The 19,382-nt window shown below is 71.0% G+C and carries 17 protein-coding genes; all 17 read left to right on the plus strand.

Annotated features, from left to right (window positions below):
- Positions 1-684: 684 nt before the first annotated feature.
- The 17 genes from mraZ (at position 685) to JSX79_RS16770 (ending at position 19,380) form a co-directional block, all read left to right on the plus strand.
- Positions 685-1,116 carry a division/cell wall cluster transcriptional repressor MraZ gene (gene mraZ, locus JSX79_RS16690; protein ID WP_022906684.1) on the plus strand — a complete coding sequence of 144 codons (432 nt, stop codon included), beginning with the start codon at positions 685-687 and terminating at the stop codon, positions 1,114-1,116.
- A 106-nt stretch (positions 1,117-1,222) separates the two neighbouring features.
- The gene (rsmH, locus tag JSX79_RS16695) at positions 1,223-2,188 is read left to right on the plus strand and encodes a 16S rRNA (cytosine(1402)-N(4))-methyltransferase RsmH (RefSeq protein WP_229087236.1); all 966 of its coding nucleotides are present in this window, start codon (positions 1,223-1,225) and stop codon (positions 2,186-2,188) included.
- A gap of 1 nt (position 2,189) precedes the next feature.
- On the plus strand, positions 2,190-2,843 hold the full coding sequence (locus tag JSX79_RS16700) for a hypothetical protein (RefSeq protein WP_229087214.1): 654 nt from the start codon (positions 2,190-2,192) through the stop codon (positions 2,841-2,843).
- 57 nt (positions 2,844-2,900) lie between these two features.
- Entirely contained in the window at positions 2,901-4,670 is a 1,770-nt protein-coding gene (locus tag JSX79_RS16705; protein WP_083295312.1) for a penicillin-binding protein 2, read from the plus strand.
- Between the two features lie 14 nt (positions 4,671-4,684).
- Complete coding sequence (locus JSX79_RS16710) at positions 4,685-6,322, plus strand: Mur ligase family protein (protein ID WP_071301970.1); 1,638 nt, start codon at positions 4,685-4,687, stop codon at positions 6,320-6,322.
- Positions 6,319-7,824 carry a UDP-N-acetylmuramoyl-tripeptide--D-alanyl-D-alanine ligase gene (gene murF, locus JSX79_RS16715; protein WP_229087215.1) on the plus strand — a complete coding sequence of 502 codons (1,506 nt, stop codon included), beginning with the start codon at positions 6,319-6,321 and terminating at the stop codon, positions 7,822-7,824. Before JSX79_RS16710 ends, murF begins: the two co-directional genes overlap by 4 nt.
- Complete coding sequence (mraY, locus tag JSX79_RS16720) at positions 7,821-8,924, plus strand: phospho-N-acetylmuramoyl-pentapeptide-transferase (protein ID WP_071294947.1); 1,104 nt, start codon at positions 7,821-7,823, stop codon at positions 8,922-8,924. The genes murF and mraY overlap by 4 nt, the downstream gene beginning before the upstream one ends.
- Positions 8,925-8,928: 4 nt before the next feature.
- Positions 8,929-10,455, plus strand: a complete 1,527-nt coding sequence (gene murD, locus JSX79_RS16725) for a UDP-N-acetylmuramoyl-L-alanine--D-glutamate ligase (RefSeq protein ID WP_229087217.1) — start codon at positions 8,929-8,931, stop codon at positions 10,453-10,455.
- Positions 10,424-11,704 (plus strand): putative lipid II flippase FtsW, encoded by a 1,281-nt coding sequence (gene ftsW / locus JSX79_RS16730; RefSeq protein WP_229087219.1) that lies wholly within the window; start codon positions 10,424-10,426, stop codon positions 11,702-11,704. Before murD ends, ftsW begins: the two co-directional genes overlap by 32 nt.
- Positions 11,701-12,822: an undecaprenyldiphospho-muramoylpentapeptide beta-N-acetylglucosaminyltransferase gene (gene murG, locus JSX79_RS16735; RefSeq protein WP_229087221.1), complete on the plus strand. Its 1,122-nt coding sequence runs from the start codon at positions 11,701-11,703 to the stop codon at positions 12,820-12,822. Before ftsW ends, murG begins: the two co-directional genes overlap by 4 nt.
- Complete coding sequence (murC, locus tag JSX79_RS16740) at positions 12,819-14,240, plus strand: UDP-N-acetylmuramate--L-alanine ligase (protein ID WP_229087223.1); 1,422 nt, start codon at positions 12,819-12,821, stop codon at positions 14,238-14,240. Before murG ends, murC begins: the two co-directional genes overlap by 4 nt.
- On the plus strand, positions 14,237-15,484 hold the full coding sequence (locus JSX79_RS18780; protein ID WP_229087230.1) for an FtsQ-type POTRA domain-containing protein: 1,248 nt from the start codon (positions 14,237-14,239) through the stop codon (positions 15,482-15,484). The genes murC and JSX79_RS18780 overlap by 4 nt, the downstream gene beginning before the upstream one ends.
- A gap of 150 nt (positions 15,485-15,634) precedes the next feature.
- On the plus strand, positions 15,635-16,804 hold the full coding sequence (ftsZ, locus tag JSX79_RS16750; protein WP_070418655.1) for a cell division protein FtsZ: 1,170 nt from the start codon (positions 15,635-15,637) through the stop codon (positions 16,802-16,804).
- Between the two features lie 6 nt (positions 16,805-16,810).
- Positions 16,811-17,533: a YggS family pyridoxal phosphate-dependent enzyme gene (locus JSX79_RS16755; protein WP_092387628.1), complete on the plus strand. Its 723-nt coding sequence runs from the start codon at positions 16,811-16,813 to the stop codon at positions 17,531-17,533.
- A gap of 44 nt (positions 17,534-17,577) precedes the next feature.
- The gene (locus tag JSX79_RS16760) at positions 17,578-18,144 is read left to right on the plus strand and encodes a cell division protein SepF (RefSeq protein ID WP_092387626.1); all 567 of its coding nucleotides are present in this window, start codon (positions 17,578-17,580) and stop codon (positions 18,142-18,144) included.
- Between the two features lie 71 nt (positions 18,145-18,215).
- Positions 18,216-18,518 (plus strand): YggT family protein, encoded by a 303-nt coding sequence (locus JSX79_RS16765; RefSeq protein WP_092387624.1) that lies wholly within the window; start codon positions 18,216-18,218, stop codon positions 18,516-18,518.
- Between the two features lie 178 nt (positions 18,519-18,696).
- Positions 18,697-19,380: a DivIVA domain-containing protein gene (locus JSX79_RS16770; protein WP_070418658.1), complete on the plus strand. Its 684-nt coding sequence runs from the start codon at positions 18,697-18,699 to the stop codon at positions 19,378-19,380.
- The last annotated feature ends 2 nt before the right edge of the window (positions 19,381-19,382 follow it).

The following is a 19,382-nucleotide window of genomic DNA, read 5'->3' on the forward strand; positions in this document are numbered from 1 at the left end:
TGTGTATAAGAGACCGCGCCGACTGTGCGGAACACGCCGCGACCCGTTCGGCGACCGGGCGAAATCGGTCCCGCTCGAGCCCGCGCGGCGGCCGATCGCACCCGCTCGGTGGTCCGCGCGCGGCCGATCGTGCCCGCTCGGCGAGCGGGCGAAATGGGTCCCGCTCGAGCCCGCGCGGCGGCCGATCGCGCCCGCTCGGCGGGCCGCGCGCGGCGGGTCGTGACCGCTCGCGGGAGACCGCGCGTGCCATCGGACGGGAGGCGCGGGTCGGCGCCGCACCGCGCCTCCCGTCCCGCAGGTGCCCGCTGAACGGGCGCAACACGCCGCCGGCCAGTCGCCGAGCGGGCGCGAAAAGTCCCGCTCGGCGCCGCCGAGCAACCGGTTCAGCCCGCTCGACGAGCGGCACGAGCGGCACGAGTCGCGGGAGCCGCCGCCGCGCCGCGGAAGCGCGCCCCGGAGCTGTGGAAGTCCTCCACTTCCCTCCACGCGCTCCACATCCCTCCACCGGGTCCTCGATCCCCGTGGATTCGGGCCTCTCCGCGCTCGAGCGCGCCGGAACTGAGCCTCCATCGACCCCAAAACAGGGCACGACGGCGATTTCGGGAATGATTTCCGCGCCATGGGGAGGGGAGTGGAGTAAAGTGGGGGATACAACGGTCCGGTGGAGCGGAGGGGAGGCCCGACGTGCTGCTCGGTACCCATGCCCCGAAGCTCGACGAGAAGGGTCGCGTGATCCTCCCCGCCAAGTTCCGGGACGAACTGTCCGGGGGCCTCGTGATGACCCGCGGGCAGGAGCGCTGCGTCGTCGTCTTCAGCGCGGACACGTTCGAGCAACTGCACGAGCGCATCCGCACCGCACCGATGACCTCGAAGCGCACCCGGGACTACATGCGCCTGTTCCTCTCCGGAGCGAGCGCGGAACAGCCCGACAAGCAGAACCGCGTCACCATCCCGCAGAACCTCCGCGAGTACGCGGGGCTCGAGCGGGACCTGACGGTCATCGGCTCCGGTGACCGTGCCGAGATCTGGTCGACCCCCGCGTGGGAGGCCTACTACGCAGAAGTCGAAGAGGGCTTCGCCGACAACGACGAGGAGGTGATCCCGGGGATCTTCTGATCCGTGGATCGGGACTCCCAGCCGTGCATCCCTGACACCCCTTCCCCGGTGTCAGGTCGCATGGATGGGGATCCGGACCCGCGGCCCGGAGGACGAGGGGCTGCTCATGGCCGAGAACGAGACGGGCGCACAGCGCTTCCCCCACACCCCGGTGATGCTCGAGCGCATCGTCGACCTCTTCACGCCCACCCTCGAGGGGCCGGGCAAGGTCGTGGTCGACGCGACGCTCGGCATGGGCGGTCACTCCGAGGGGCTGCTCGAGCGCTTCCCGGAGCTGACGCTCATCGGCCTCGACCGCGACACCGACGCGCTCGGCATCGCGGGGGAGCGGCTCGCCCGCTTCGGTGACCGCGTCCGCCTGGTGCACACGGTCTACGACGGCATCGTCGACGCGATCGAGGGCGAGGGGCTCGACGAGGTCGACGGCGTCCTGTTCGACCTCGGCGTCAGCTCCCTGCAGCTCGACCGGGCCGAACGCGGCTTCGCGTACAGCCAGGACGCACCGCTCGACATGCGGATGGACCGGACCGAGGGGCAGACCGCCGCCGACGTCCTCGCCACCTACGACGAGGGCGAGCTGCGCCGGATCTTCCAGCGCTACGGCGAGGAGAAGCTCGCCGGTCGCTATGCCCGGGCGATCGTCGAGCGACGGACGACCGCCCCGTTCGAGATGTCCGGCGACCTCGTCCAGGTCCTGCACGACGCGACCCCGGTGGCCATCCAGCGCCAGGGACACCCCGCGAAGCGCGTGTTCCAGGCGCTGCGCATCGAGGTGAACGCCGAACTGAGCGTCCTCGAACGGGCGATCCCGGCAGCGCTCGACGCCATCGCGGTCGGTGGCCGCATCGTCGTCGAGTCGTACCAGTCGCTCGAGGACCGCATCGTCAAGCGGGCGCTGACCGCACGGACGAAGTCGAGCGCACCCGCTGGCCTGCCGGTCGAACTGCCCGAGCACCGGCCGACGTACGAACTGGTCGTCAAGGGCGCCGAGCTGGCCGACGAGGCCGAACGCGCCGCCAACCCACGAGCAACCCCCGTGCGCCTGCGCGCGGCCGAGCGGATCCGGAAGTGACATGAGCACGAACCTCGCACTCGTCGACACCGCCGTCGTCCCGTCCCGCGCCCCGCGTCCGACGCGGCAGAACCGGCCGGAGCTCGTCGAGGTCACCCCGACGAAGGCCCAGCGCCGTGCCCGCCCGCGCATCGCGTACGCCGTGGTGGCGGTGGCCGCCCTCGGCATCCTGCTCCTCGCGCAGCTCGGCATCAGCATGGTCCTCAGCCAGGGCGCGTACACGCTGAACTCCCTGAGCGCGGAGCAGACGAACCTCTCCCGCACGCAGCAGTCGCTGTCCGAGGAGCTGCGGGTCCTCGACTCGCCGCAGAACCTGGCCCGCAACGCGCAGGCACTCGGCATGATCGCGAACTCGACGCCGGTGTACCTCGACCCGAAGACCGGCCGGGTGTACGGCACGCCGACCCCGGCGGTCGCGGACCAGGCCACGGCGGCGACCTCGAACCAGGTCCCGAACTCGCTGCTGGACGAGGTGCCGCTCGCCGCGAAGCAGGGCGACACCTCCACCAGCAAGGAGAGCGGGCCCACGGCGGGCAGCGACGCCGCCGCGGCGGACGCTGGGAAGACCGCAGGCGCCAGCGCGTCGGCCGGGGCTTCCTCGACGGCCGACGTAGAGTCCGACCCGAACCAGCTCCAGGCCCCGTCCACCCGGTGACCTGCGGGCCGGGGGCCCTGCCGCACGACCGCTCCACCCCGGGAAGGACCGCACCGCGTGACGAAGACGATCCGCAGCCGACGACTCCGCTACAGCGTCGTGATGATCGCCGTGATCGCCCTCGTGGCGGTCTTCGTGATCCGCCTCGTCGACATCCAGGTGGTCCAGGCCGCCGCGCTCAACGAGCTGTCGAAGGAGAAGCGGAGCATCCCCGTCACGATCTACGGCACCCGAGGATCGATCGTGGACCGCAACGGGACCGAGCTCGCCGACAGCGTCACCCGGTACAACATCACGACCGCGCCACGCCTGGTCAAGAAGTTCGAGGGCAAGCTCGGCGGCACGCGGGTGAAGGACGTCTCGGTCGACCAGGCACTGACGGCACTGGCGAAGGCGTCCGGCGGTGACGTCGCCACCATGCAGAAGAACATCGCGGCCAACCCGCGGTCCGACTTCGCCTACCTCGTCAAGGGCCTCGACGTGAAGCACTACGAGGCGGTGACCGCGCTCGACATCCCCTGGATCTACAAGGAGCAGCAGGCGTCACGGGTGTACCCGACGGGTGCGACGGCCGGCAACATCACCGGCTTCATGGGCACCGACGGCGCTCAGGCCGGCCTCGAGTACGCCTACGACAAGTGCCTGGCCGGGTCGAACGGCTCCGAGACGTACGAGCGCGGGTCCGACGGTGTCCAGCTCCCGGGCAGCACCGTGACCACGAAGGAAGCCAAGGACGGCGGGACCGTCGAGACCACGATCGACAGCGACCTGCAGTACATGGCCGAGCAGACGATCGCGTCCGCCGCGAAGTCCCTGCAGGCCGAGTCGGCGACGGCGACCGTCACGAGCGTGAAGACCGGCGAACTCCTGGCCGTCGCGGACTACCCGACGGTCGACCCGAACAACGTCGACGGCACGACCGACAAGGGTGCGTTCGGCTCCCGGGCCCTCACGGCCACGTACGAGCCCGGGTCAACGATCAAGGCCGCCATCGCCGCGGCCCTCATCGACCAGGGCAAGTCGAGTCCGACCGACCAGGCCGTCGTGCCGTACACGCGCTCGTTCCCGTGGGGCGGGTCGATCCACGACTCCGAGTTCCACGACACCGAGAACCTCACGCTCACGGGCATCCTGCAGAACTCCTCGAACGTCGGCATCACCGAGCTCGGCGAGCGACTGACCGCCCAGCAGCGGTACGACTACATGCAGAAGTTCGGGCTGTTCGAGCCGGAGTCGGCGATCGACTACCCGGGCCAGCCGTCGATGGACTACGGCACGAGCCCGAACTGGGACCAGCAGACGAACATCAACTCGATGTTCGGCCAGGGCATCTCGACGACCGCGATCCAGGTCGCGAGCATCTTCCAGACCCTCGCGAACGACGGCGTCCGGATCCCGCTGCACCTCGTCAAGGGCTGCGAGACCGCCGACGGCAAGACGATCGACGCGCCCGACGTGCAGCCGACGCGCGTCGTGTCCGCGAACGCCGCGACGCAGGTCACGGACATGCTGCAGAGCGTGGTCACCGGCGGCACCCTCGTGGGGATGAAGCCGATCTCCGGCTACAACATCGCCGCGAAGACCGGTACCGCCGAGGTCGCCGAGGGGTCGAAGGGCTACGGCGGCCAGCGCATCACCTCGGTGGCCGGAATGGCACCCGCCGAGGACCCCCAGTATGTTGTCACGGTGACGTTCACGAAGCCGCAGGCCAACAAGTGGTCCAGCGGAGCGGCTCCGGCGTTCCGAACTCTCATGTCCCAGGTGCTCGAGAAGTACCGAGTAGCCCCCTCCACGACGCCGGCGAAGACCTACCCGACCACGTGGTGAGGAAGAAGGAGCACTTGTCCGCACGGATCCCCCCGGTCCTCCGACCCGAACACCCGACCCCGAGGGCCGTGGCCGAACTCGCGAACGCGTTCGGTCTGCGAGTCGTCGGCTCGGTCGACGCCGTCGAGACGACCGGCGTCACCCTGAGCGCCGCCGAGGTGCAGCCGGGTGACCTCTTCGTCGGCGTGCATGGTGCGAACCGGCACGGCGCGGAGTTCTCCGCCGAGGCCGCCGAGCGCGGCGCGGTCGCGGTCCTGACCGACGACGCCGGCGTGGAGCACGCCCAGGCGGCCGGTCTGCCGGTGCTCGTCGTCGACGACCCCCGTGCGGCCCTCGGCGACGTGTCGGCGTGGGTGTACCGCACCCACCCGGACGAGGCCACCGACCTGCCGCAGCTGTTCGCCGTCACCGGCACGAACGGCAAGACGAGCACGTCCTACATCCTCGAGGGGATCCTCAAGCAGCTCGGCCTCGTCACGGGCCTCAGCTCCACCGCCGAGCGGCACATCGGCACGCTCAGTGTCACGAGCCGCCTCACCACGCCCGAGGCGAGCGAGATGCACGCCCTGCTCGCCCGGATGCGCGAGAGCGAGGTCCGCGCGGTCGCCGTCGAGGTGAGCGCCCAGGCCCTCAGCCGCCACCGCGTCGACGGCATCGTCTTCGACGTCGCGGCGTTCACGAACCTGTCGCACGACCACCTCGACGACTACGCCGACATGGAGGAGTACTACCAGGCGAAGCTCCCGCTGTTCCAGCCCGAACACGCCCGTCGCGGTGTCGTCTCGCTGGACACGGACTGGGGCCACCGCGTGGTGCAGGACTCCCGGATCCCGGTCACGACCATCACGGTCCACCCCGACGTCGAGGCCGAGTGGCACGTCGACATCGTCGAGGCGCACGCCGCCTACACCGAGTTCCGCCTGACCGGTCCCGAGGGCCGTGCGCTCACCACCCGTGTGCCCCTGATCGGCTGGCACATGGCCGCGAACGCCGCGCTCGCGATCGTGATGCTGGTCGAGGGCGGGTTCGAGCTCGGTGCCATCGCGCACGCGCTCGAGACGAACCACCGCCGTTACCCGGACGAGGACGAGCGCGAGCAGCGCGGCGAGCGGACGAGCGCCATCGAGTGCTACCTGCCCGGCCGGACCGAGCGCGTCTCGGGCGACCGCGGCCCCAGCGTCTACGTGGACTTCGGCCACAGCGCCGACGCCTTCGAGAACACGCTCGCGGCCGTCCGGCAGTTCACCCCCGGCAAGGTCCTCATGCTCTTCGGCGCCGACGGCGACCGCGACAAGACCAAGCGCGGCGACATGGCCCGCGTGGCGGCTGCGGGGAGCGACATCCTCGTCGTCACCGACCACCACCCGCGCTTCGAGGACGCCGCGTCGATCCGGAAGACCCTCGTCGACGCCGCGCGCGAGGCGTTCCCCGAGCACGAGCTCCACGAGGTCAGCCCGCCCGAGGCCGCGATCCGCACCGCGGTGGGCCTCGTCGGCGAGGGGGACTCGATCCTCTGGGCCGGCCCCGGCCACCAGGACTACCGCGACATCCAGGGCGTCCGCACGCCGTACTCGGCACGCGACGAAGCCCGCCAGGCCCTCCGCGAGGCCGGTTGGGAACCGAACTCCGGCCCCACCGAGGAACTCCGATGATCGCCATGACCCTCGCCGAGATCGCGACAGCGGTCGACGGCGAGCTGATCCCGGGTGCCCAGGCGACCGACGTCGCCGACCAGGGCGACCTGGTCGTCGACGGCACCGTCGAGACCGACTCCCGCCTCGTGACGCCCGGCAGCGTGTTCTTCGCGCTCCCGGGCGAGGTCACCGACGGGCGACGCTTCGTCCCCGCGGCGACCGAGGCCGGCGCCGCGCTCGTCATCACGCCCGAGCTCGTCGAGACCACGGCACCGCAGATCGTCGTGGCGGACGGCTACGACGCCCTCGCCGCGCTCGCGCACGAGGTCGTCACGCGCGTCCGGATGGCGACCGCCGACCGCGTCGACGCCGACGGACGCCCGGCGCCGCTCAAGGTCGTCGGGATCACCGGCTCGAACGGCAAGACGAGCACGAAGAACATGCTCCGCACGATCCTCGAGCAGCACGGCGAGACCGTCGCGCCGCAGGGGTCGTTCAACAACCACGTCGGTGCGCCGATCTCGATGCTCCGCATCACCGAGGACACCCGGTACCTGGTCGTCGAGATGGGCGCGAGCGGCATCGGCCACATCGCCAAGCTCGTCGCGATCGCCGAGCCGGACGTCGGAGTCGTCCTCAAGGTCGGCCTCGCGCACGCCGGCGAGTTCGGCGGGATCGAGGCGACCCAGCGCGCCAAGTCCGAGATGGTCACCGACCTGCCCGGGAGCGCGACCGCGCTCCTCAACGTCGACGACGACCGTGTCGCGTCGATGCGCGACCTGACGGCCGCCCACGTCGTCGGCTTCGGCACGTCCGACGACGCCGACTACCGCATCACCGGCATCGAGACGGACCGCAACGGCACCCGTTTCACGCTCACCGCGCCTCCCGTCCGCCAGGAAGGCGACCCGTCTGCGGACGGACGGCCAGGAGGCACGGATCACGTCGACGTGCAGCTCGCGATCCTGGGTGAGCACCACGCCATGAACGCGTCCGCCGCGCTCACGGTCGCCCACCTGTGGGGCGTCCCGCTCGCCGCCGGCGCCGCCGCGCTCGCGTCGATGACGCGCGCCGAGCGCTGGCGCATGGAGCTCCTCCCCGGCGGCCCCGACGGCGTCACCGTGATCAACGACGCCTACAACGCGTCGCCCGACTCGACCGCAGCGGCGCTGCGGACCCTGGCGCAGATCGTGCGCCCGGGGGAGCGGACCGTCGCCGTGCTCGGCGAGATGGCCGAGCTCGGCGAGTTCTCGACGGAGGAGCACGACCGCATCGGTCGGCTCGTCGTCCGTCTCGGCATCGGACAGCTCGTGGTCGTCGGCCGCGGCGCGATGCCCATCCACCAGGCCGCCACCCTCGAGGGATCGTGGGACGGCGAGTCCGTGTTCATCGAGGACGTCGACGACGCCGTCCACTCACTGCAGGACATGCTCCGCCCCGGCGACGTCGTCCTCGTCAAGTCCTCGAAGTCCGCCGAACTGCGATTCCTCGGCGACCGCCTCGGAGGTGTCACCGAATGATCGCCCTCCTGATCGCCGGCGCCGTGTCGCTGGTGTTCACACTGCTGCTCACGCCGCTGTTCATCAAGCTGTTCCACCGCCTCGGCTGGGGACAGTTCATCCGCGACGACGGCCCGCAGTCGCACCACACCAAGCGCGGCACGGCGACGATGGGCGGCATCGTCCTCATCATCGGCGCGGTGCTCGGCTACTTCGTCGGACACCTGGTCGGCCGAGACTCGGTCACGCTGTCCGGCCTGCTCGTCCTGTTCCTCATGGTCGGCCTCGGGTTCGTCGGGTTCATCGACGACTTCCTCAAGGTCCGTCGTCAGCGCAGTCTCGGGCTCGGCGGCTGGGCGAAGGTCCTCGGGCAGGTCATCGTCGGCGTCATCTTCGCGACCGTGGCGCTCGTCGTCCCGTCCGGCAACGGCAAGCCGCCGGCGTCGACGATGGTGTCGGCCATCCGGGACATCCCGTGGCTCGACTTCATGGCGCTCGGCACCGTGATCGGCACCGTGCTGTTCCTGGCGTGGATCGTCCTGCTGACGGTCTCGACGTCGAACGGCGTGAACGTGGCGGACGGGCTCGACGGTCTCGCGACCGGCTCGAGCATCCTGGCCATCGGCTCGTACGTGATCATCGGCTTCTGGCAGTCGAACCAGATCTGCGGCGGTGCCCGGCTCGACGCGAGCACCGAGCACGCCTGCTACACCGTGACCAACCCGCTGGACCTCGCGGTCGTGGCGGCAGCGGTCTGCGGTGGCCTGATCGGCTTCCTCTGGTACAACACGTCGCCGGCGCAGATCTTCCTCGGCGACACCGGTTCGCTCGGGCTCGGCGGCGCGCTGGCCGGCCTGGCGATCCTCAGCCGCACGGAGCTCCTGCTCATCCTCATCGGTGGCCTGTTCTTCATCGTCACCGGTTCGGTCATCCTGCAGCGGGCGTACTTCAAGATCACCCACGGCAAGCGCATCTTCCGGATGAGTCCGCTGCACCACCACTTCGAGTTGAAGGGGTGGGCCGAGGTGACCGTCGTCGTCCGGTTCTGGATCATCGCGGGACTCTGCGTCGCCGCCGGTGTCGGACTCTTCTACCTCGAATGGATCGCACGAGTTGGTTGACGCGGTGTCCTCGTCCCGCCTGGAGTCATTGGACAGCTGGTACGCCGAGGGCTGGAAGGGGCTGAACGTCGCCGTGCTCGGCCTCGGAGCCACCGGGTTCTCGGTCGCCGACACCCTCGTCGAACTCGGCAGCGCGGTGACGGTCTACTCGACCGACGCCCCGTCGGACAGCGTGGAGCTGCTCGACGTGATCGGTGCGCACTTCGTGCAGGTGCCCCTCGACTCGGTGCCCGCCGCCCTCGAGACCCAGGCGCCGGACGTGGTGATCGTGTCGCCGGGCCTGCCGCCGCACAACGCGACCGTGCAGTGGGCCGTGGCGAACAGCGTCGTGTGGGGTGACATCGAGCTCGCCTGGCGTGTCCGTGACAAGGTCGTGCGCGGCCCCATCGCTGCGCCCTGGGTGACCATCACGGGTACGAACGGCAAGACCACCACGACGCAGCTCGCGACCGCGATGTTCGAGGCCGGCGGGCTCCGCGCGGTGGCGTGCGGCAACATCGGCGTGCCCGTCCTCGACGTCGTGCGCGATCCTGACGGCTACGACGTCCTCGTCGTCGAGCTCTCCAGCCACCAGCTGCACTACATGCCGACGACCGGCGACGGTGCCGTGGTGCCCCTCGCCAGCGCCTGCCTGAACATCGCCGACGACCACCTCGAGTGGCACGGTTCCGCCGAGGCCTACCGGGCCGCGAAGGCCAAGGTCTACGAGCGCACGGTCCTCGCCTGCGTGTACAACACCACGGACGACGTCACCCGGCACATGGTCGAGGACGCCGACGTCGTCGAGGGGTGCCGTGCCGTGGGCTTCGGCCCCGGGATCCCCGCGCCCGGCGACGTCGGGGTGGTCGAGGACGTCCTCTGCGACCGGGCCTTCACCGACGACCGACGGAACAGCGCGCTCGAGCTCGCGACCGTCGCCGACCTCGAGGCCGCCGGGCTCGCCAGCCCGCACATGACGATGAACGTCCTCGCCGCGGCCGCACTCGCCCGTGCGGCCTCCGTGCAGCCGAGCGCCATCCGCACCGCCGTGCAGGGCTTCCGCGCCGACCACCACCGCACCGAGCTGGTGGCCTCCGCCGAGGGCGTCACCTGGGTGGACGACTCGAAGGCGACGAACCCGCACGCAGCCACGGCGTCGCTCGCGGCGTTCGACAAGGTGGTGTGGATCGTCGGTGGCCTGTTCAAGGGCGTCGACATCGACGGACTGGTCGAGCGCTTCGGGCCGGACGTGCGCGGCGTCGTGGTGATCGGGACCGATCGCGGCCCTGTACTCGAGGCATTCGCGCGACACGCGCCCGGGGTGCCGGTGCTGCAGGTCGAGGCAGCGGACACTGATCAGGTCATGCCCGAGGCGGTCCGGCATGCCGCATCGGTCGCGAGGCCGGGCGACACGGTCCTCCTCGCCCCGGCTGCGGCGTCGTTCGACCAGTTCGGCTCCTACGCGGACCGGGGGCGTCGATTCGCGGCGGCGGTCCACGAGCACCTGGGAGGAAACGCCGATGGCGACGACGGATCTCCCGAGCGGCCGTAGCGGCGGAGCGGCGCCCGGCCGACCGCACGCACCCGCACCCGCACGCCGCCACAACGGGGCGGTCGTCGCCGTCAAGAACGTCTTCGTCGCCGAGTCGAGCACCTTCTACACGATCCTGGGCGTCACGCTCTTCCTCGTCGTCTTCGGCGTCGTCATGGTGCTGTCCTCGTCGAGCGTGGAGCAGTACGCCGCGACGCACGACTTCTTCGGCGCGGCCTCCCGCCAGGGCCTCTACGCCGTGCTCGGCGTCCCGCTCATGCTCATCGCCTCCCGCCTGCCCGCACGGTTCTGGCGGAAGTGGGCGATGTGGATCGTCGGGGTCGGCCTCGTCGTGCAGGCGCTCGTCGTCCTGACCCCGCTCGGCTACTCGATCCAGGGCAACCGGAACTGGATCCGCCTCGGGTCGTTCACCGCGCAGCCGTCCGAGATCCTCAAGCTCGCGCTCGTGCTGGGCATCGGCGCGATCATGTACGTCAAGCGGGAGAAGCTCGACGACTGGAAAGAGGTCTTCATCCCGATCGGCATCGCGTCGCTCGGCTCGATCGGCCTCGTCCTCGTCGGCGGCGACCAGGGCACCGCGATGATCATGCTCATCCTGGTGTTCGGCGCACTCTACGTCGGCGGCGCCCGGGCGAAGCACCTGCTCGTCGGGGTGCTCGGCCTGGCCGTGCTGCTGCCGTTCGTCACGATGGCGTCGAGCTCCCGGTCGCACCGCATCAGCGCCTGGCTCTCCGGCTGCACCGACACGAGCCAGTACCAGGACCTCTGCTGGCAGCCGACCCACGGCATGTGGGCGCTGGCCTCCGGCGGCGTCTTCGGGGTGGGCCTCGGCAACTCCAAGGCGAAGTGGTCGTGGCTCCCAGAAGCCGACAACGACTACATCTTCGCGATCATCGGCGAGGAGCTCGGGCTCGTCGGCGCCGTCGTCGTGCTCGCCCTGTTCGTGGTCCTGGCGGTCGGCATGATCAAGATCATCCGCCAGTCGAACGACCCCTTCGTGAAGACCGTCACCGGTGGCGTGCTCGCGTGGATCATCGGCCAGGCGCTCGTCAACATCGCCGTGGTCCTCGGCCTCCTGCCGGTCCTCGGCGTCCCCCTCCCACTCATCTCGGCCGGTGGCTCCGCGCTGATCATGACCCTCGTCGCCATCGGCGTCGTCCTGTCCTTCGCGCGCGACCTCCCGGGCAAGAGCGACCTCCCGGGCAGGACCAGCGTCGGCCGCACCACCACGAACGGAACCCTCCCGTGAACACGTACCTCTTCGCGGGCGGCGGCACCGCCGGCCACGTCAACCCGCTGCTCGCGGTCGCCGACCGGCTGACCGAGCGCGAGCCCGACGCCGAGGTCCTCGTCCTCGGCACCGCAGAGGGCCTCGAGTCCCGGCTCGTCCCGATGCGCGGCTACGAGCTGCTGACGATCCCGCGCCTGCCGTTCCCGCGCAAGCCGAACGCCGCCGCGCTCCGCTTCCCCGGCGGGTTCCTCGGCGCCGTCCGTCGGGTCGAACAGATCATCCGCGAGCGCGAGGTCGACGTCGTCCTCGGTGTCGGGGGCTACGCGGCCGCACCGGCGTACATCGCCGCCCGCCGCACCGGCACCCCGATCGTCGTGCACGAGCAGAACGCCAAGCCAGGCCTGGCGAACCGCCTGGCAGCGTTCCTCACCGACCACGTGGGCGTGACCTTCTCGAACACGCGGCTCCGCCACGGCCGGGTCGTCGGCATGCCGCTCCGGCGCGAGATCGAGTCGCTCGACCGTCGTGCGAGCCGCGCAGAGGGCCTCGCCGAGTTCGGCCTCGACCCCGCACGACCGGTCCTGCTCGTCACGGGCGGCTCCTCCGGCGCACGGAGCATCAACCGCACCGTCAACCGGAGCGCCGCGACGATCGTCGGTGCCGGCTGGCAGGTCCTGCACGTCGTCGGCGGGAAGTCCGACATCGGCCCGAGCGACCTCGACGGCTACCACGTGCTGCCCTACTGCGACCGGATGGACCTGGCGTACGCCGCGAGCGACTTCGTGGTCTCGCGCGCCGGCGCCGGCATGGTCTGCGAGCTGACCGCCGTCGGGCTGCCGAGCGTCCTCGTGCCGTACCCTGTCGGCAACGGCGAGCAGCGGCACAACGCGAAGGACGTCGTCGACGCCGGGGGAGCGGTCCTCGTGGCCGACGCGGAATTCGACGAGGACTGGGTGACGTTCCAGCTGCTGAACACCCTGCAGGACCGTGCCCGCATCGCCGACATGACCGTGCGTGCCGGCAGCGTCGGACACCGCGACGGCGCCGACCGCATGACGGACCTCGTCCTCGACGCCGCGAAGCGCGCGACCGATGCGAAGCGCGACGCGCACGACAGCACCACGGAGGAACGATGACCATCAAGCCGGACCTGACGCAGCCGATCCCCGACGACCTCGGCTCGGTCCACTTCGTCGGCATCGGCGGCTCCGGCATGAGCGGCATCGCCCGGCTCTTCCTCGCCGCCGGCCACCGCGTGACCGGCAGCGACTCCCGCGAGACCGCCACCACGGGCACCATGCGCGACCTCGGTGCCGAGGTGCACATCGGCCACGACGCCGCGAACGTCGGCGACGCGGACACCATCGTCGTCACGAGCGCGCTCTGGCCGGACAACCCGGAACTCCTCGAGGCCCAGCGCCGCGGCCTGCCGGTCCTGCACCGGTCGCAGGCCCTCGCCGCCCTCATCGCCGAGCACCGCCTCGTCGCGGTCGCCGGCGCACACGGCAAGACCACCTCGACCGGCATGATCGTCACCGCGCTCGTCGAGCTCGGGCTGGACCCGAGCTTCGTCAACGGTGGGGTCATCCAGTCCCTCGGCACGAGCTCGGCGCCCGGCTCGAGCGACCTGTTCGTCGTCGAGGCCGACGAGTCCGACGGATCGTTCCTGCTCTACGACGTCGCGGTCGCCCTCATCACGAACGTCGACGCCGACCACCTCGACCACTACGGCAGCGAGGAGGCCTTCACCGAGGCCTTCGTCGAGTTCGCCGCCAAGGCGAGCGAGCGCGTCGTGATCTCGAGCGACGACGCCGGCGCGAAGGCGGTCACGGCTGGGATCCGCGCCCGCGAGGACGCGCCCGAGATCGTCACCTTCGGCGAGGCCGTCGACGCCGACGTCCGGATCGAGGGGATCACCGAGTCCGCCGGGGTCGAGGTCGACTTCCGCGCCGCGGGCGAGGCGCACCACCTGACGCTCCGGGTCCCCGGCCGCCACAACGCGATCAACGCCGTCGGCGCCTTCGCCGTCCTGACCGGACTCGGCGTCGCCGCCGAGGACGCGATCCGTGGCATCGAGGCCTTCGGCGGAACTCAGCGACGCTTCGAGCTGCACGGCGTCGAGCGCGGCGTCTCGGTCTACGACGACTACGCGCACCACCCGACCGAGGTGGCGGCGGCGCTCAAGGCCGCACGGAACGTCGTGGGCGACGGCCGGATCATCGCGATCCACCAGCCGCACCTGTACTCGCGGACGCGCCTGATGGCCGGTGACTTCGCCAAGGTCTACGAGGAGCTCGCCGACCACACCGTCGTCCTCGACGTCTACGGCGCCCGCGAGGACCCGGAGCCCGGCGTCACCGGCGCCCTCGTCCAGGAGCGCTTCGCCGACCAGTCCCGCGTCGAGTTCCTGCCCGACTGGGACGAGGCCTCGGCGCGTGCGGCCGCGGTCGCGCGCGACGGCGACATCATCATGACCCTGAGCTGCGGCGACGTGTACCGCATCATCCCGCAGGTGCTCAGCGCCCTCCACGACGACGGGGCGCTGTCCCGGTGAAGCGTCCCGAGGGGTTCGACGAGCGGCCGGCCCGTCCGGACGCACCTGCCGACGGCGCGGGCGCGCCCCGGCAGCGTCGTGCCCCGCTGATCCCGCGGCGTCCGTCCCGCGAGCCCGAGCCGGAGGTCCAGGAGGCGCGGCTCGAGCCCGCCGCCGAGGAACCGATCGTCGAGACGGCCGACCCCACCGCCGCCGACCCGTCGAACGGGTCGGCTCGCGACCGCGCCGGTGCCCTCGCCGGCGCCGCCGGCCGTCGCCTCGGCGCCGGACTGTCGTCCGTCGCCGGCCGGCTGCGCGAGTACACGCCCGACGAGGACCACCACGACCCCGAGGCCGAGCGCCTCGCCCGGGAGCGGCAGGAGACCGAGCGCCGCGACGCCGAGCGGCTCGCCCACCTCACCGACCTGCACGGCCCGGGCGAGGACGGCCACGAGCGCCCGATCGGCGCCGGCGTCCGCGCTGCCGAGACCGCGCGGGAGGCCCGGGTGGCCAAGCGCCGTCGTCGCCTCCTCGAGCGCGCCGAGGTCCGCCGCTTCACCCGTCGCAGCCGGCACCGCCGCGCCGCCTGGATCACCGCCGCGAGCATCGTCCTCGTCTTCGGGATCTCGATCCTCGTCGCGGTGTTCTCGCCGTTGATGGCGCTCCAGACCATCGAGGTCAAGGGGACGAACCGCGTCGACGAGACCCAGCTCCGCCAGGCGCTCTCCGACCAGATCGGCACCCCGCTGGCCCGGCTCGACTTCGACGCCATCAAGAAGGACATCGCCGGCTTCCCGCTCATCGAGAGCTACGTGACGGAGGAAGCCCCGCCGCACACCCTCGTGGTCACCGTGACCGAGCGCACCCCGGTCGTCGCGGTGCGGTCGGGGAAGTCCTTCGACCTGGTCGACCCGGCCGGCATCGTCGTGCAGTCGTCGCCGAAGCAGCCCGCGAACATGCCCGTCGCCGACATCGGCAACGCGAAGCTCGGCTCGTCGGAGTTCCGCACGATGACCGAGGTCGTGCTCGCGCTCCCATCGACCGTCCGTCAGCAGGTGACGAGCGTGAAGGGCTCGACCGCCGACGACGTGACCCTCACCCTCAAGGACGGCTCGAGCGTCGTCTGGGGGAACCCGGAGCAGTCGGACGCGAAGGCGGCCCTCCTCGCGGCCCTCGTGAAGGACCACGCGGCGCGGAACCCCGGCGTCGTCGTCGAGTACGACGTCAGCGCTCCGGACAACGGCATCATCCGCGCGAAGAAGTAGCGGAAGTCGTCGCGGAATCGCGCGACACGCGGCGTGGCGGGGCGACAGTGCCCGGAGCGCACCCGTAGCGTCGAAGCCAGCACCACATCTACCAGCAATGCCCCTGAACTTCAAGTAGAGGTTGAGGGTTCGACCGGAGGCCTGACTGACGTGACCACGAACCACAACTACCTCGCCGTCATCAAGGTCGTCGGCGTCGGCGGCGGCGGCGTGAACGCCGTCAACCGGATGATCGAGCTCGGCCTCCGCGGGGTGGAGTTCATCGCGATCAACACCGACGCGCAGGCGCTGCTCCTGAGCGACGCCGACGTCAAGCTCGACGTGGGCCGCGAGATCACCCGCGGCCTCGGCGCCGGAGCGGACCCCGAGGTCGGCCGTCGTGCCGCCGAGGACCACGCCGAGGAGATCGAAGAGGCCCTCGCCGGTGCCGACATGGTCTTCGTCACCGCCGGTGAGGGTGGTGGGACCGGCACGGGTGGTGCGCCCGTGGTCGCCCGCATCGCGAAGTCGATCGGCGCGCTCACCATCGGTGTCGTCACGAAGCCGTTCAGCTTCGAGGGCAAGCGTCGTCAGTCGCAGGCCGAGAACGGTGTCGCTGGCCTCAAGGACGAGGTCGACACGCTCATCGTCGTGCCGAACGACCGTCTGCTCGAGATCAGCGACCGCGGTATCTCGATGGTCGAGGCGTTCGCCACGGCCGACCAGGTGCTCCTCGCCGGTGTCCAGGGCATCACCGACCTGATCACCACGCCCGGCCTGATCAACCTCGACTTCGCCGACGTGAAGTCCGTCATGCAGGGTGCGGGTTCCGCGCTCATGGGCATCGGTTCCTCGCGGGGCGCCGACCGGGCGATCAAGGCGGCCGAACTGGCCGTCGCGAGCCCGCTGCTCGAGGCCTCGATCGACGGTGCGCACGGCGTGCTGCTCTCGATCCAGGGCGGTTCGAACCTCGGCATCTTCGAGATCAACGACGCGGCCCGTTTGGTGCAAGAGGCAGTCCACCCCGAGGCGAACATCATCTTCGGTGCGGTCATCGACGACACCCTCGGCGACGAGGTCCGCGTGACCGTCATCGCCGCGGGCTTCGACGGCGGCGAGCCCACCTCGCAGCAGAAGGAGCGCCGCTCCAGCTGGGTCGACCCCGAGGCTGGCGCGACCGTGCCCGTGGCGTCCGCCGGTGCGACCGGCGCGATCGAGGACTCGTCCTCGTCCGCTCCGTCGTGGGCCTCGCAGGAGCACGAGGCTCCCGCGCAGCGTGCCGCCGACCCGGCGTTCGACGACGATGACGACGAGCTCGACGTCCCCGACTTCCTGAAGTAACGAGCGTTGTCAGACGACCCGCGCCTCCCGTCCCCGTCAGCAGACGACGGACTGGAGGCGCGTCTCGCGTCCGTCAGGAGCGGCATCTCCGACGCGGCGCGCGCCGCAGGGCGCTCGGCCGACGAGCTCACGCTCGTCGTCGTCACGAAGTTCCACCCGGCGTCGCTCGTCCGCGACCTCGCTGCGCTCGGCGTGACCGACGTGGGGGAGAACCGGCACCAGGAGGCGCAGGCGAAGGCTGCCGAGCTCGCCGACCTCCCGCTGACCTGGCACTTCGTCGGACAGCTGCAGTCGAAGAAGGCCCGGCAGGTCCGGCGGTACGCGCACGTCGTGCAGTCGCTCGACCGCGAGTCCGTCGTGGACGCGTTCGCGCCGACCGAGGCCGAACCCGAGCCGACGGTGATCGACGGGTTCGTGCAGGTCAACCTGACCGACGACCCCGACCGCGGTGGCGTCCGACCCGACGCCGTCGAGGCCATGGTGTCGCGGGTGCTCGCGACGGGCACGATCCGGCTCCGTGGGGTGATGGCCGTCGCACCGCTCGACGAGGAGCCGCGCGCGGCCTTCGCCCGGCTCCGTGGGGTCTCCGAGCGCGTGGTGTCCCTCGCCCCCGCCGCGACGGACATCTCGGCCGGGATGAGCGGTGACTACGCCGACGCCGTGCTCGAGGGCGCGACACACCTGCGGATCGGGACCGCAATCACGGGAAATCGGCCGGTCGCGCCCTAGCCTCGTTGCAAGGGCATCCACGAGCACCGACCTCCGGAGGAACCATGGCCAACCCGCTGAAGAAGACGATGGTCTACCTGGGCCTCGCCGACGAGGAACTCGAGTACGAGGACGAGCAGCCGCAGCAGCAGACCGCGCGGCAGCAGTCCGCTCCGGCCCCTGCCCCCGCGCCCGCTCCGGTCGCCGACGAGACCCCCGCGCCTGCCGCGGCACCGGTGGCGCCCGTCGCCGCCGAGCCCAAGGCGCACACCCACCAGCGCGGCGCCCAGGTCACCCCGCTCCGCCGCTCGCACACGTCCGCACAGAAGGCAGCACCGGTCCAGGAAATGAACGAGATCCTCACCGTCCACCCCCGCGAGTACAAGGACGCCCAGTCCATCGCCGAGAGCTTCCGCGACGGCATCCCCGTCATCATCAACCTCTCGCAGATGACCGAGGCCGACGCCCGCCGCATGATCGACTTCGCCTCCGGGCTGTCACTCGGCCTCTACGGCAAGATCGAGCGCGTCACCAACAAGGTGTTCCTGCTGTCGCCGGCGCACGTCGCGGTGAGCGGTGAGGCGCCTGAGGTAGAGTCCGACATCGAGGCGTCCTTCTTCGCCCAGTCCTGAGTCCCTCAGGCCCACCCGCCCCGTGCGGCTCGTCGCAAGACGGTCCGCACCCGAGCTGAGCGAGCCCCATCGTGACCGCGATCCTCACGATCCTGTCCTACCTCCTCCTGCTGTACATCCTCGTGCTGTGGGGGCGGTTCGTCCTCGACATCGTCCAGCAGTTCAACCGGTCCTGGCGGCCGCGCGGAGCACTCCTCGTCGTCGCCGACGTGGTGTACACCGTGACGGACCCGCCGATCCGGGCGGTCCGCCGGGTCCTCCCGCCGATGCGCATGGGCCCCGTGGCGCTCGACTTCGGCTGGACGATCGTGCTCCTCCTGGCGATCATCATCCGGTTCGTGATCGCCCTGCTCATCCCCGTGTTCGCCAACTAAGAGGACACGACACGCGCCACGCCCAGTGCGTGGTCACGGTTCACGGCCACCATCGGTGTACGGTGGTCGGGATCCGATGCTCGCCCCGGCGTGGCATCCGCACCGTTCGGCGCGACTGGTAGATTCGGTCGCACCGAGACGGTTCCACACGTTCAGCAGTTCTATTGAGGTGACGGCAATGGCTTTGACGCCGGAAGACGTAGTCAACAAGCGGTTCCAGCCGACGAAGTTCCGCGAGGGCTACGACCAGGACGAGGTCGACGACTTCCTCGACGAGGTCGTCGTCGAGCTCCGTCGCCTGACGGCCGAGAACGACGAGCTCCGCCAGCGCCTGCAGACGGCCGAGTCCGCGCCGAAGCCGGCCGAGGCCGAGCAGTCCGCTCCGACCCCCGAGCCCGAGCCGGAGCCCGCCCCCGTGGCAGCCGCGCCGGAGCCCGCTCCGGTCGCCGCCGCCGCGCCGGCCACCACGGTCCCGGCCGACGAGGACACCGAGGGCACCACGAACCTCCTGACGCTCGCACGTCGTCTCCACGAGGAGCACGTCCGCGAAGGCGTCGAGAAGCGCGACGCGCTCATCGCCGAGGGCACCGCGCAGGCCGCCCGCCTCGTCTCCGAGGCCGAGGCCAAGCAGCGCCAGATCATCGCCGACACCGAGAACACGAACCGTCAGCGTGTCGCGGTGCTCGAGCAGGAGCAGCGCCAGCTCGAGGGCAAGATCGACGAGCTCCGCACGTTCGAGCGTGACTACCGTGCACAGCTCAAGAGCTACATCCAGGGTCAGCTCAACGAGCTGGACGGCTCGGGCACCGAGCAGTCCGGGCTCACCCCGGCGCCGGCATCGGCGCAGGGCTTCGGCAACTGACG

Origin of the sequence: Curtobacterium sp. GD1 (genome assembly GCF_020882855.1) — a bacterium.
Classification (GTDB): domain Bacteria; phylum Actinomycetota; class Actinomycetes; order Actinomycetales; family Microbacteriaceae; genus Curtobacterium.